This window comes from Dolomitihabitans soli, assembly GCF_022213955.1.
GTDB lineage: Bacteria > Actinomycetota > Actinomycetes > Streptosporangiales > Streptosporangiaceae > Streptosporangium_A > Streptosporangium_A soli.
On the sequence record NZ_JAKNTW010000020.1, the window covers coordinates 35,166 to 48,806 of the forward strand.

At 69.9% G+C, this 13,641-nt stretch carries 11 protein-coding genes; 10 read left to right on the forward strand and 1 reads right to left on the reverse strand.

The annotated features are described in order from the left end of the window. Positions 1-73 precede the first annotated feature (73 nt). The gene (locus MBA17_RS31855) at positions 74-1,114 is read right to left on the reverse strand and encodes a LacI family DNA-binding transcriptional regulator (RefSeq protein WP_238500449.1); all 1,041 of its coding nucleotides are present in this window, start codon (positions 1,112-1,114) and stop codon (positions 74-76) included. Positions 1,115-1,235: 121 nt separating this feature from the next. Here MBA17_RS31855 and MBA17_RS31860 point away from each other — a divergent pair, with 121 nt between their 5' ends. From MBA17_RS31860 to solA, 10 genes are all read left to right on the forward strand, one after another. Next, positions 1,236-3,182, forward strand: a complete 1,947-nt coding sequence (locus tag MBA17_RS31860) for a glycoside hydrolase 5 family protein (RefSeq protein WP_238500450.1) — start codon at positions 1,236-1,238, stop codon at positions 3,180-3,182. A gap of 70 nt (positions 3,183-3,252) precedes the next feature. Beyond that, on the forward strand, positions 3,253-4,521 hold the full coding sequence (locus tag MBA17_RS31865) for an ABC transporter substrate-binding protein (RefSeq protein ID WP_238500451.1): 1,269 nt from the start codon (positions 3,253-3,255) through the stop codon (positions 4,519-4,521). A gap of 29 nt (positions 4,522-4,550) precedes the next feature. After that, the gene (locus tag MBA17_RS31870; protein WP_238500452.1) at positions 4,551-5,456 is read left to right on the forward strand and encodes a carbohydrate ABC transporter permease; all 906 of its coding nucleotides are present in this window, start codon (positions 4,551-4,553) and stop codon (positions 5,454-5,456) included. Positions 5,457-5,464: 8 nt separating this feature from the next. Further along, a complete protein-coding gene (locus MBA17_RS31875; RefSeq protein WP_238500453.1) occupies positions 5,465-6,355 on the forward strand; it encodes a carbohydrate ABC transporter permease in 891 nt (296 codons plus the stop codon). A gap of 20 nt (positions 6,356-6,375) precedes the next feature. Next, positions 6,376-7,722 (forward strand): glycoside hydrolase family 28 protein, encoded by a 1,347-nt coding sequence (locus MBA17_RS31880; RefSeq protein WP_238500454.1) that lies wholly within the window; start codon positions 6,376-6,378, stop codon positions 7,720-7,722. A 35-nt stretch (positions 7,723-7,757) separates the two neighbouring features. After that, the gene (locus tag MBA17_RS31885) at positions 7,758-10,217 is read left to right on the forward strand and encodes a glycoside hydrolase family 2 protein (protein ID WP_238500455.1); all 2,460 of its coding nucleotides are present in this window, start codon (positions 7,758-7,760) and stop codon (positions 10,215-10,217) included. Positions 10,218-10,478: 261 nt separating this feature from the next. Continuing rightward, the gene (locus tag MBA17_RS31890; RefSeq protein WP_238500456.1) at positions 10,479-10,940 is read left to right on the forward strand and encodes a fluoride efflux transporter FluC; all 462 of its coding nucleotides are present in this window, start codon (positions 10,479-10,481) and stop codon (positions 10,938-10,940) included. Positions 10,941-11,046: 106 nt separating this feature from the next. Then, positions 11,047-11,409, forward strand: a complete 363-nt coding sequence (crcB, locus tag MBA17_RS31895) for a fluoride efflux transporter CrcB (RefSeq protein WP_238500457.1) — start codon at positions 11,047-11,049, stop codon at positions 11,407-11,409. Between the two features lie 301 nt (positions 11,410-11,710). Next, a complete protein-coding gene (locus MBA17_RS31900; RefSeq protein WP_238500458.1) occupies positions 11,711-12,445 on the forward strand; it encodes a GntR family transcriptional regulator in 735 nt (244 codons plus the stop codon). A 51-nt stretch (positions 12,446-12,496) separates the two neighbouring features. Continuing rightward, the gene (gene solA, locus MBA17_RS31905; protein ID WP_238500459.1) at positions 12,497-13,618 is read left to right on the forward strand and encodes an N-methyl-L-tryptophan oxidase; all 1,122 of its coding nucleotides are present in this window, start codon (positions 12,497-12,499) and stop codon (positions 13,616-13,618) included. Positions 13,619-13,641 lie beyond the last annotated feature (23 nt).

Genomic DNA, 13,641 nt, shown 5'->3' on the forward strand with positions numbered 1-13,641 from the left:
GTCCACGGGCGTGCGCTCGGCGGGACGGTCTCACCGTGTGGGATCGGCGGCCATCCGTCGACGGGCCCGGTCGCTAGGCCGGCGGCGCCGTACCGGTCGACTCCCGGATGACGAGCCGGGTCGGCGGGATGTCGGGCTGCTGCCCGGGTCGCTCCTCCCCGAGGAGCCGCAGCAGCGCGACCGCCGCCGCCGCGCCGATGGCCGCCAGGTCCTGGGCGACGGTGGTGAGGGCCGGGTAGTGCCACTCCCCTATCGGCAGGTCGTCGTAGCCCACCACGGAGAGGCTGCCCGGCACGTCGATCCCCGCGCGCTGCGCCGCGCCCATGCCGGCCAGCGCCATCATGTCGTTGGCGAAGACGATGGCCGTGGGCCGGTCGGGCATACGGAGCAGGTCTTCGGTGATCGTCCTGGCTTCGAGGCTGTCGAAGCGGCGTGCCCCGGCGATCGTCGGCGTGACGCCCGATTCCCGCAGGGCGGTGACGAACGCCTCCCGGCGCTGGACGGTGTGCACCCGGTCGTCGGGGCCCGAGACGTAGGCGATCCGGCGGTGACCCAGGTCGAGGAGATGCCGCGCGGTGTCCAGCACGCCGCGCAACGGGGCCGCGGACTGTACGTGCGGCTGCGGGTCGTCCTGCCAGGGGATGCCGATGAGCACGGCCTGCTGACCGAGATCGCGCAGCAGGGCGAACCTCGGGTCGCCGATCCGGCTCTCGGTCAGCAGGAAGCCGTCGACCCTGCGTTCGCGCGCCAGCTTCCGGTAGGTCGCCATCTCGGCCTCGGGATCGTCTCCGAGCAGGTGGAGCTGGAGCCCGTAGCCGAGCGGAGCGAGCACCTGCTCGGCGCCGGAGATCATCACGGCGAAGTAGGGGTCTGCGGCCAGCAGGTCCGTCGAACGGGCGATGACCATGCCGACCGAACGCGTACGGGCGCCTCTGAGCGCTACGGCCGCCGCCGAGGGGACCCACTTCAGCTTGGCGGCGGCCTCGCGGACCGCGGCCGCGGTCTTCGCGGAGATGCCGCCGCGCTCGTTCATCACCTTGGAGACCGCCGACCGCGAGACGCCGGCCAAGGCCGCGACGTCGTCGATGGTGGGCCGACCCACATTCTCCCGCATTCGCTCACTCTAACAGCGAGTGGATCGATTGAGTGCAAGTTATTGACTCTCGCAAGGTTTGGCAGGTAGAACGGTTGCCCATCGATGGAAATCGTTCTACCTGTTGCGGAGAGTCCAGCACGTGAAGCGTCAATCGGCCAAGATCGGCCTGCCCGACGACCCCCAGATCTGGATCGGGGTCAACTACTGGTCCCGGACGGGCGGACCGCTGATGTGGCGGTCCTACGACCCGGAGGTCGTCGGCGCGGAACTGCGCGCGATGCGCGACCACGGGATGAGCGTGACGCGCAGTTTCTTCTACTGGCCAGACTTCATGCCGACGCCCGACACGCTGGACGAGGAGCTGGTCGCCCGGTTCGGTGACTTCCTCGACCAGCACCTCGCGCTCGGCATGAGCAGCATCCCGACCTTCATCGTGGGGCACATGTCGGGACAGAACTGGGATCCGGCCTGGCGGCAGGGCCGCGACCTGTTCGGTGACGTGTGGTTCGTGTCCCGCCAGGCGTGGTACGTCCGGGAGCTGACCGCCCGTTTCAAGGACCACCCGGCCGTCGCGGGCTGGCTGCTGACCAACGAGATCCCCATCTATGGCGACTGGCGCTCGCGTGGCATCGGCACGCTGAAGCCCGAACAGGTCTCCGCGTGGGCGCAGATCCTCATCGACGCGGTGCGCGCGGGCGGGGGCACCCAGCCGGTCTCGGTCGGCGACGGCGCCTGGGGAGTGGAGATCACCGGCAACGACAACGGTTTCCGGGTGCGGGAGATGGCCGGGCTGGTCGACTTCCTCGGCCCGCACGTCTACCGGATGGAGACCGACCCGGTGCGGCAGCATCTGGGGGCGGCCTTCATCTGCGAACTGCTGGACATCGACGGCAAGCCCGTGATCATGGAGGAGTTCGGGCTGACCAGCGACTACACCAGCGAGGCGAACGCGGCGCACTACTACCGCCAGATCATGCACAACACCCTCCTCGCCGGAGCCACGGGCTGGCTGGCCTGGAACAACACCGACTACGACGACCTCTACCAGGCCGAGCCGTACAGCCATCATCCGTTCGAGATGCACTTCGGGCTCATCGACTCCGCGGGGCGGCCCAAGGCGCAGGCGTTGGAGGTGCGCGACTTCGCGGCCACCGTCGAGCGGGTGGACCTGGCGCACTGCACCCGGCCGGACGCCTCGATCGCGCTGGTGGTCTCGTCCTTCCTGGAGAGCCGCTATCCCTTCACCCAGCCCGAGGACGCGTCCGTCGTCTTCGACGTGGGGCGGCAGGCGTACGTCGCGGCCCGGGAGGCCGATCTCACCCTGGGGGTCGCCCGGGAGAAGGACGGCATCCCGGACGACTGTGATCTCTACCTGGTGCCCTCGGCGAAGCAGCTCACCGCGCCCACCTGGCGTACCCTCCTGGACCGGGCGCGCGACGGGGCGACCGTCTACGCGTCGTTCTTCGTCGGGGAGCACACCGCGCAGCGTGGTCCCTGGTGGCCCAATCTCGACGAGATGTTCGGCGTGCGCAAGCAGTCCCGCTACGGGCTCGTCGAACCGATCACCGACGCGGAGCTGCGCCTGACGATGACGGCCGACCTGGGGAACCTGCCCGCCGGCACCGAACTCGTCTTCCCGGTCGCCGGCACGGTCAACTCCCGCTCGTTCCTGCCCGTCGAGCCCGCGGGCGCGGAGGTCCTGGCCCGTGACGTGCACGGCCGCCCGGCCCTGCTGCGGCACACGGTGGGACGGGGCACGATGGTGCTGGCGACCTACCCCATCGAGTACATGGCGGCGATCACCCCCGGCGCGAACCCGGAGCCGACCTGGCGCCTGTACCAGGCGCTCGCGCACGTGGCCGGCGCGGCGCCCGCCGTCTCCTTCGACACCCCCCAGATGAACGCCTCGCTGATGCGGCACGACGACGGGCGGGTCTTCGTGTGGTGCGTCAGCCAGAGCGACACCGAACTGGCCGCGGTGCCGGCCGTCATGGCGGGTACCCTGCGGACGGCCGCCGGCGACGAGGTCACGAAGGTCGTCCTGCCCGCCTACGGGGTTGCCGTGCTGGAACTGCACGACGCCTGATTTGTCCGGCCGGGAGCCTCATTTCCGCTTGCCCACAGACTTAATCGGTTAATTAATCAGGAGGTACACAGTGAGCAGACACCGTAGGCTGCTTGCCGCCGCGCTGACAGGGCTTCTGGCCGTCACCACGGCTGGATGCGGCGGATCTGGGGAGACTTCGAACGAGCTGGTGATCCAGTCCCTGTGGACGAAGGGAACCGCCGAAGGAAAGGCGCTGCAACTGGCGATCGACCGGTTCAGCAAGGACACCGGAACCAAGGTCCGGCTGATCGACACCGGCGAGTCGCTAGCCGACGTGTACGAGACCACGGTCGCGGCCGGCAACCAGGCCGACGTGGTGCTGACCAACCTGGCCGAGAAGTCCGTCGACTGGGTGAAGAACGGCGCCGTGGTGCCCATGGACGACCACCTGAAGGGCTGGGGGATGGAGTCGCAGCTCCGCCCCGAGGCGGTGCAGGAGTGGCGGGACACCGACGGAGCCCTGATCGGACTCCCCTTCACCGGCTTCACCTGGCCGGTCTGGTACAACACCGCCCTGCTGAAGAAGGCGGGGGTGGCCGAACCGCCGAAGACCACCGACGAGCTGATCGACGCGGCGAAGAAGCTGCGGGCCGCCGGGATCGCCCCCATGTCGGTGGGCGGCAACGACTGGTCCGGCCAGAAGGTGTTCCTGCAGATCGCCCAGTCGTACATGGACGCGAAGTCGGCCCGCGCGGCGTTCGCCAAGGGCGGCTACTGCGCCAACCCCGCCATGATGAAGGGCATCGAGCTGTTCGTACGGCTCCGCGACGCCGGCGTCTTCATCGACGACGCCCAGGGATTCAGCGCGGAGGCCATGAACAACCAGTACTACACCGGCAAGGCGGCCATCCTCTCGGCAGGCTCGTGGGCGTTCAACGACCTGCCCGACGAGGTGAAGAAGACCACCGTGCTGTCCGGCTTCCCGCTGGTGGAGGGCAGCCCCTACGCCAAGCCGATCGCCATGCGGGGGTTCACCGGCACCGGCCTGCTGATGAGTTCGAAGGGCGCCGACAAGGCGGACAAGGTGCAGCAGTTCGCCAAGGTCCTCTACAGCCCCGACATCATCCGCCAATTCGTCTCGACGGCGGCGCTCATACCGGCCGTCTCCGGTGACGCCACCAAGGCCACCGACCCGCTGATGCGGCAGGCCGTCGAAGAACTGGACGCACGCGTCGACTACGCGGTCATGCCCGACACCGCGGTACCCGGCGCCGTCTCCGACCCCATGATCCGCGCGACCTCGATCGCCTACAGCCCCGGCAAGAACGCCGCCGCCATCTGTGGTGAGATCGACGCCGCCTACGAAGCCGCGAGCTGACCTGGCCGGCCACCCCCTTGGAGAACAGCATGAGTGAGCCATCGGCCGCCCCGCGAGCCGTGGACCGGGCCCGGGCCGACCGGTCCGCCGTGGCGGTCTTCACCGGTCCGGCCACGATCTGGTATTTCGTCTTCACCATCGGTCCCATGATCGCGATCTTCGTCATCAGCCTGCTGTCGTGGTCGGGACTGCTGGCGACGCCGCGCTGGGCGGGACTGGACAACTTCACCCGCGTCCTGGGCGACCGGGTGTTCCACGCGGCCGTGCGCAACACCGCCGTCCAGGTCGCCGTGGTGTTGCCGCTGATGCTGCCCGCCTCGTTCATGCTGGGCTACTACCTGACGCTGAAACCGCGGTTCCACCGGGTGCTCCGCGTGGTGCTGTTCACCCCGGCGCTGATCTCGCTGTCCGCGATGGGCACGGTCTTCTACGCGATCTTCCAGCCGCAGGGCATGGTGAACTCCGCGCTCACCTCCCTGGGTCTGGACGGGCTGACCAAGCCGTGGCTGGCCAGCCCCGACACGGCGCTGGCCGCGGTGATCTTCGTCAGCCTCTGGTCCGGGATCGGGTTCACCGCCGTCCTGTTCTCCGCCCGGCTCGCCGCCGTGTCACCGGAGATCTACGAGGCGGCGGAGCTGGACGGGTGCGGGCACTGGGCCCGGATGTGGCGGATCGCCTATCCCCTCACCAAGGACTACTTCGGCGTCCTGACGATGCTGCAGTTCCTCTGGAACGTCTTCGCCTCGGCCGGGCTCATCCTGCTGCTGACGAAGGGCGGGCCGGGCAACTCCTCGACGACGCTGTCCTTCCTCGTCTACGAGAAGGCGTTCGTCCAGTCGCAGGTGGGATACAGCCAGGCGGTGGGCGTCCTGCTGTTCCTGATCGGCGTCGCCGGATTGCTGATCATCCGTCGCGTGTTCCGGCAGAACTTCTAGGAGTCGGCATGACCATCGCCCCGACACGCCCGGCGAAGGCCCGCCGCCGGGCCCTTCCCAAGCGCGACCGCGGCGCCCGCGGCCTGTCCCTGCTCCCGGCCCACATCCTGGCCTGGGTCTACGCGGCGCTGCTGGCGGTCCCCCTCTACTACCTGGCGGTATCCGCCTTCAAGGAGAACCTGGAGATCTTCTCCAGCCCGTTCGCACTGCCCGGCTCCTACACGCCGGAGAACTTCCTCACCGCCTGGGAACGAGCGGACCTCGGTACGGCACTGCTGAACTCGGTCCTGGTCACCGGCGTCTCCGCCCTGCTCACGCTGGCCCTGGCGATCCCGGCCGCCTACGGCCTGGCCCGGGCACGCGGCGGACTGGGCACGCTCGTCGAACGGTTCTTCGCGCTCGGTTTCCTCATCCCCGGCTTCGCCGCGCTGATCCCCACCGTGCTGCTCGCCATCGCCCTGGGCATGTTCCAGACACGCGCGTTCCTCATCCTGTTCATGCCGGCCACCGCGCTGCCCTTGTCGGTCATCCTGCTGACCCAGTTCATGCGCACCGTGCCGCGGGAACTGGAGGAGTCGGCCTCCCTGGACGGCGCGTCACGCTGGTCGGTGATGCGCTACATCTACCTGCCAATCGCCCGCCCGGGGATCGCCACCATCACGATCCTGAACATGCTCAACTTCTGGAACGAGTATCTGTTCACCCTCATCCTGGGCGGTCCCGACCCGAGCGTCCGGACCGTGCAGGTGGCTCTGCCCACGCTGATCTCACAGACGAACACCCAGTACGGCGTGCTGGCCGCGGGGACGCTGCTGATGCTCGTCCCCGTCTACGTGGCCTACGTCGTCCTTTCCCGCCAGATGGAGAACGCGCTTCTCCAGGGCGCTCTCAAGAGTTGACCACACACAGGAAGGGCCCCATGGCCACCTACGACATCACCGACTTCGGCGCAGCCGGCGACGGCACCACCAACGACGCCAAGGCCATCCAGGCGGCCATCGACGCGTGCACCGCCGCCGGCGGCGGCACCGTCCTGGTGCCCGCCGGGCGGATCTACAAGACCGGGTCCATCGTGCTCAAGGACAACGTGGAGCTGCACGTCGAGCGCGGCGCCACGCTGGCCGGCAGCGAGAACCCCGCCGACTACACCGAACGCTTCATCGTCTCCGCCCTGTCCTCAGGCGAGGTGAAGGAGACGACCGAGCACGCCCTGATCCTGATCGCCTCGCACGAAGCGCACGACATCGCCATCACCGGAGCGGGGGTGATCGACGGCGCCGGGCGCCACTTCATCGAGGAGGACCTCGGCTACATCTACAAGTGCCCGAACTCCCGGCCGTTCACCGTCTTCCTGATCGGCGGCAAGCGCGTCACGATCAGGGACACCCGATTCACCGACCCGGCGCTGTGGTGCCTGCGGCTGACCGGCTGCGAGGACGTGCTGATCACCGGGATCACCATCGACTCCGACCTCAAGCACCCCAACGCCGACGGCATCGACCTGGATCGTTCCAAGCGGGTACGGATCAGCGACTGCGAGATCTCCTGCGCCGACGACGCGATCTCCCTCAAGACCTGCGAGGAGTTCCCGCAGTACGGCACGACCGAGGACGTCGTCATCACCAACTGCACCCTGCAGACCACGTCCAGCGCGGTCGTCGTCGGGGTCGACGCGGTCGCCGACATCCGCAACGTGGTCGTCTCCAACTGCGTTATCCGCTCCTCGCACCGCGGCCTGTCGGTCAATCTCGGCCAGGAGGGGAACTTCGAGAACATCCTGTTCTCCGACTGCGTGGTCGAGACCCGGATCTTCGACTCGTCCTGGTGGGGCCGCGGCGAGCCGATCTACGTCAGCGCCTTCCCCTGGCACGACAAGGTGGGCAAGCTGCGCAACGTCCGGTTCCGCAACATCCTCGCGCGGTCGGAGAACGGCGCCTACATCGCCGGGCAGCGGCCGGGCCTCGTCTCGGGAGTCGTCCTGGACGGCGTCCGGATCGAGCTCGACCGGTGGTCGCGCTGGCCGGGCGGAGAGTACGACCGGCGTCCGTTCGAGAGCGGCACCGGAATCTACGCCCACCCCACCTCGGGAATCCACATCGACACCGCCTCGGACGTCACCATCCGCGACTGCGAGATCGTCTGGGCCACGCGAGCCGGCAACTTCAGCCACGCCGTCGAGGCGATCTCCGTCGACGGCCTGGTCATCGAGGGTCTGCGCGGGGAGGCCGCGCACCCGGAGAAGTACGAAGCCGTCCACCGGCACTGACCACCGGCCCAGCCAGAACTTCAGGAGAAGGACGTATGACCACCACGACCTCACTCGACGGCGACTGGACCCTGCGGGCGGTCGCCGGAGCGGTCCCACCGGGCGTGGCGGGACGCGAGCTGCCCGCGACCGTGCCCGGCTGCGTGCACACCGACCTGCTCACGACCGGCCTCATCGAGGATCCCTACCTCGACCGCAACGAGGAGACCCAGCACTGGATCGGCCGTGCCACCTGGCGCTACCGCCGTACCTTCGACCTGGCGGACGACACGGCGCAGGTGCACGAACTCGTCTTCGACGGGCTGGACACGATCGCGGAGATCCGCGTCAACGGCCGCGCGGTCGGCGAGACGGCGAACATGCACCGCGTCCACCGGTTCGACGTCACCGATGTCGTGACGGCCGGTGAGAACACGGTCGAGATCGTGTTCTCACCGGTCCGTGAGTACGCCGAGCGGGTCCGCACCGCCGTCGGGGAACGGCCGAACGTCTACCCCGAGCCGTTCCAGTACGTGCGCAAGATGGCCGCCAACTTCGGCTGGGACTGGGGGCCGAACCTCGTCACGGCCGGGATCTGGAAGTCGGCGCGGCTGGAGAGCTGGTCCGGCGCCCGGCTGGAGAGCGTGCGACCGCACCTCACCGTGTCGGGAGCCGACGGCCGCGCCCACGTCGAGGTCGCCGTCGTGCACGCCGGGGAGGCCGCCGACCTGACCCTGGAGCTGACCCTCGCGGGCGCGACCCACCGGGTCCCCGTGGCGCACCGCGCCCACCTGGACGTGACCGTGCCGGACGTCGACGTCTGGCATCCCCGGGGCCGGGGCGGGCAGCCGCTCTACGAGCTGACGGTCCGCCTGCTCGGCGCGGACGGCGAGCAGCTCGGCTCCTGGTCGCGCAGGGCCGGGTTCCGCACCGTCGAGCACATCGTCGAACCGGACGAGGAGGGCACGTCCTTCACGCTGGCCGTCAACGGCGAGCCCCTGTTCGTGCGGGGGGTCAACTGGATCCCCGACGACTGCTTCGTCTCCCGGGTCGGCCGTGACCGGTACCGGCGGCGGATCGAGCAGGCGATCGGCGCGAACGTGAACCTGCTCCGCGTGTGGGGCGGCGGGATCTACGAGAAGGACGAATTCTACGAGGTCTGCGACGAACTCGGCGTCCTCGTCTGGCAGGACTTCCTGTTCGCGTGCGCCGCCTATCCCGAGCAGCCGCCCATCGACGCCGAGGTGGCGGCCGAGGCCCGCGACAACGTCACCCGCCTGATGCCGCACCCCAGCCTGGTGCTGTGGAACGGCAACAACGAGAACATCTGGGGGTTCTCCGACTGGGGATGGCGAGAACCGCTCGCCGGACGCGACTGGGGGCTCGGCTACTACACGGAACTGCTGCCCCGGATCGTCGCCGAACTCGACCCGACCACGCCCTACTGGCCGGGCAGCCCCTACTCCGGCTCCCCCGATCTGCACCCCAACGACCCGCTGCACGGCAACAGCCACCTGTGGAAGGTGTGGAACAGCCAGGACTACACCACGTACGCCAAGGACCGGCCCCGCTTCGTGTCGGAGTTCGGCTACCAGGGGCCGCCGAACTGGTCGACGCTCACCCGGGCGGTCACCGACACCCCGCTCACCGCCGAGTCGCCGGGCGTGCTGCACCACCAGAAGGCGGGCGAGGGGATGGCGAAGCTGAGCCGGGGAATGGCGCCCCACCTGCCCGAGCCGCGAACCTTCGACGACTGGCACTACGCGACGCAGCTCAACCAGGCCAGGGCGATCGCATTCGGGGTCGAGCACTTCCGCTCCCTGCGCCCGCACTGCATGGGCACGATCCTGTGGCAGCTCAACGACTGCTGGCCGGTCATCTCCTGGGCCGCGATCGACGGCGACGGCAGACTCAAGCCGCTGTGGTACGAGTTGCGCCGGGTGTACGCCGACCGGCTGGTCACCATCCAGCCGGACGGCGACGCGGGCTTCGCCGTCCACCTCGTCAACGACGGCGCGGAGCCGTGGCAGGACGAGCTGGTCGTCGAACGCCGTTCCCTCGACGGAGCCGTGCTCGCCACCTTCAGGACCGAGTTCCGCGTCGAGCCGGGGACCTCCGTTCGGACGCCCGTGCCGGCGTCCGCGGGCACCGCCGGCGACCCCCGCCGGGAGCTGCTGCTCGCCCGGTGTACGGCCGGCCGTACCCTCCGGTTCTTCCGCGAGGACCGCGACACGGACTTCGAGGCGGCGCGGTTCGAGGCGGTCACCGCCCAGGCCGGGGCCGGCGAGGTGGCGCTGACCGTGACGGCCGGGTCACTGGTCAGGGACATCGTCGTGCAGGCGGACCGGGTTGATCCGGACGCGCTGGTGGACGACCAGGTCGTCACCCTGCTGCCGGGCGAGGTCCACACCTTCCGGATCCGGACGCGGACCGCCGCCGCCGATCCGCGCTGGGCCGAAGCCGTCCGCTGCGTGAACACGCCCGCCGGGCAGGCGGTGACCGCCGCGGCCGGGTAGACGGTCGGACGGAGGGCCGGACGGGAGATCTCTCGTCCGGCCCTCCGTCCATGCCGTCTCCTCGGCGGACCGCCGAGGTGAGGACGGGCCCCGTCCACGTGGGCCATCGACTGCCGCGGAGTAGAGTGACCAGGCGCCCTCCTGGTGAGGGAGCCCGGCGGTGGGGCCCGCCGTCCCCGTTCGAAGGGGTGAACCGCGGCCGTTTCGCGCCGCCGACGGTCCCTGCCAGGTGTGTGGTGTCCATGCTGGTAGGAGGATCGTGTGCGAGAGCCTGTTGACGCCGGCGTCAAGCGCGGGCCGACCGGCCGGGCCGGGGTCTGGCCGGTGCTCGGCGCCGTCTCCGCCGGAGGCGTGCTCGGGACGCTGGCCCGGTACGGGATCACGGTGGCGTTGCCGCACCCGCCCGGCGCGTTCGCCTGGTCGACCCTGCTGGTCAACGTGTCGGGATGCCTGCTGATCGGCGTGCTGATGGTGCTGGCCGGCGAGGTGTGGACCGGGCGGCGACTGATCCGCCCGTTCCTCGGGGTGGGGGTGCTGGGCGGCTACACCACGTTCTCCACCTACGTCGTCGACATCCACCAGACGATGGCCATCGGCGCGACCGTGAACGCGCTGACGTACCTGGCCGCCACGCTGGCCGGCGCGATGGTGGCGGTGTGGGCGGGAGCGGCCCTCACCGTCAAGGCCCTCGGCGCCGTCCACGTCCGAAGGAAGCGGCGATGAGGCCGGCCGTTCTCGCCGGTGAGACCGGCCAGGCGGCATCGGTGGTCATCGCCCCCGCCGGGGTGATCCGCCGCTCCGGGCGGCCGAGCACGACGGGAGAGGGCCGGTGACCGTGCTGCTCGTCGTGCTCGGCGCCGCGATCGGCGCGCCGCTGCGTTACCTGACCGACCGGCTCGTCCAGTCGCGCCACGACTCGGTGTTCCCGTGGGGCACCCTGTCGGTGAACGTGGCCGGGTCGCTGCTGCTGGGGCTGCTGGCCGGCCTGCCCGCCGGCTCGGCACTGGCCGCGCTGGCGGGAACCGGCTTCTGCGGGGCGCTGACCACCTACTCCACCTTCAGTTATGAGACGCTGCGCCTGGTTCAGGAGGGCTTCCGCGGCCGCGCCGTGGCCAACGCCGTCGTGAGCGTGGGCGCCGGGCTCGCCGCCGCTCTGCTCGGCCTGCTGCTGGCCAGGGCCCTCACCGCCTGACGGGGCGGCGGAAGAGGCTGCCCCGCCCGGAGCGCGCGGCACCGAGGGGACGGCCCGATACTTCGCCGGCTTTGTCATCGACGTCGCCGAACAGCCCTTGCCCCCGGCCGCAACCGAGACCGGGATCGACCTGGGGCTGGGGCACTTCGCGGTCCTGGCGATCGGCCGGAAGATCGACTCGCCCGCCGGGGGTTCCGACCGTGTTTCCGGCGCGTTGCCGAGGCTTGGCCCTGACACCGAAGTGAAAGGTTATGTCTAATCGACTATTGACATAACTAATCACTCGGAGCAGGATCTGTGCATGTCAGGACGCGAGCTTCCGCTTCATGTGCAGATCCGCAGGTCGCTGGAAGCACGCATCCGAAGTGGCCAGTGGGTGCCCGGAACCCGGATTCCCACCGAGGTCGAACTCTGCGAGGAGTTCGGGGTCTCCCGCATCACGGCGCAACGGGCCCTCCGCGACCTCGCCGACGCGGGCCTCATCGTGAGGTTCCGCAGACGGGGCAGCTTCGTCGCCCAGGCGGTCGACCAGGGCAATCTCCTGCGCTTCACCGGACTGCTCACCCAGGGCCCGGAGACGCACGGGGATCACCTGGTCATCTCGGCCCAGGTGCTTCCCGCGTCGGCCGCACGCCTGCGACTGCCCGGCGTCCCGGCCGAGGAGGCGGTCATCCAGATGGAGCGCCAGAAGCTGGGCCCGGACGACCTTGTCATCAACACCGAACTCCATGTGCTGCCCTTCCGGCTGGCACCCGACCTCCTGAATCAGCCACTCGCACCCCTCACCACCCACGCCTACCTGCGAGACCGTGGTGTCGAACTGGTACGGGCCCGGCTGTACGTGGAGCCGCACGCGCTCGACGAGGCGCAGGCGGAACTCTTCGGCCTTCCGGCGGGCACGCCCGTCTTCCGGTGGCTGCGCGAGACCTGGACCCGCCGGGGCGAGATCGCGGAGCTCCTGGAGGAGATCGTTCCGCCCCGATCCGATCGCTTCTACGTGGAGACCGACCTGCGCGGACCCTCCGACCGCACCTGACCGACCTGATCACTTTCGCTGAGAAGGGCCTGTCTGCCCATGAGCGAACCCATGTCCTCTGTCGCCGTCATCGGCACCGGCACCGTCGGTTCGATGGCCCTGTGGCGACTGGCCGAACGCGGCATCCCAGCCGTCGGCTTCGACGCCTTCGCGCCGGGCCACGACCGCGGCGCCGCCGGCGGAGAGTCGCGGATCTTCCGCACCGCCTACAAGGAAGGTCCGGCCTATGTCCCGCTGCTGCGCGCCGCGCGCGGCCTGTGGGCCGAGCTTGAGGAGAGCTCGGGACGTCGCCTGCTCACCCCCGTCGGCGGCGTCACCCTCGGGCCGCGCGAGCACCCCAAGATCCGGGCGGTGCTGGCGTCGGCGCACACTCACGACCTGCCCGTCGAGGTCCTGACCGGCGAGGACGCGCTACGCCGGGTCCCCGAACACCCGCTGCGCGACGGCGAGGTCATGGTCGTCGACCGGGAGGCCGGATTCATCCGCCCCGAACCCGCCGTGATCGCGGCCGCGACCGCCGCCGAGCGCGCCGGGGCGCGCATCGCCCGCTACACCCCCGTTCGCGAGGTACGGCCGGACGCCACCGGCGTGACCGTCGTCACCGGAGACGGCGAACACCGTTTCACACACGCCGTGCTCGCACCCGGCCCGTGGGCCGGCACCCTGCTCCCTGATCCGATGGCCGGACTGGTCACCACCAAGGCGATCACCTCGACCTGGTTCCCGCGCCGCGACGACACCCTCTTCGAGCCGGATCGGTGCCCGATCGCCATCCGGGTCGGCGAGCCCGCCTACTCCTGTTTCCCCTCGATGGACGGCGTCGGCGTCAAGGTCAACCTGCACGTGCCCTGGCAGGACATCGCCTCGCCCGAGTCGTTGCACCGCAGCGTGCCCGTAAACTACCTGGCGCAGGTCGCCGCCGCCGTCGCCGGGACACTGCCGGGGCTGCGCCCCGACCCCGTGCGCATCGCCACCTTCTGCGAGGCGTTCACCCCTGACGGGCACGGGTTACTCGGATCGTACGGCCCCGCCGGCCGTACGATCCTCGCCACCGCGTTCAGCGGGCACGGGTTCAAACTCGCGCCCGTCTTCGGCGACATCGTCGCCGATCTGGTCGAGACCGGCTCGACCACGCGGGGGATCGACCATCTCGCCCCGAACCGGCCTTTCTGAGATCCGCGCACACCGGAGGTTGT

Excerpts from the sequence above, each read along its gene's own strand:
- solA (WP_238500459.1), top strand. The coding sequence starts at position 12,497 with ATGTCCTCTGTCGCCGTCATCGGCACCGGCACCGTCGGTTCGATGGCC.
- MBA17_RS31880 (WP_238500454.1), top strand. The coding sequence starts at position 6,376 with ATGGCCACCTACGACATCACCGACTTCGGCGCAGCCGGCGACGGCACC.
- MBA17_RS31900 (WP_238500458.1), top strand. The coding sequence starts at position 11,711 with ATGTCAGGACGCGAGCTTCCGCTTCATGTGCAGATCCGCAGGTCGCTG.
- MBA17_RS31885 (WP_238500455.1), top strand. The coding sequence starts at position 7,758 with ATGACCACCACGACCTCACTCGACGGCGACTGGACCCTGCGGGCGGTC.
- MBA17_RS31855 (WP_238500449.1), bottom strand. The coding sequence starts at position 1,114 with ATGCGGGAGAATGTGGGTCGGCCCACCATCGACGACGTCGCGGCCTTG.
- MBA17_RS31875 (WP_238500453.1), top strand. The coding sequence starts at position 5,465 with ATGACCATCGCCCCGACACGCCCGGCGAAGGCCCGCCGCCGGGCCCTT.
- MBA17_RS31870 (WP_238500452.1), top strand. The coding sequence starts at position 4,551 with ATGAGTGAGCCATCGGCCGCCCCGCGAGCCGTGGACCGGGCCCGGGCC.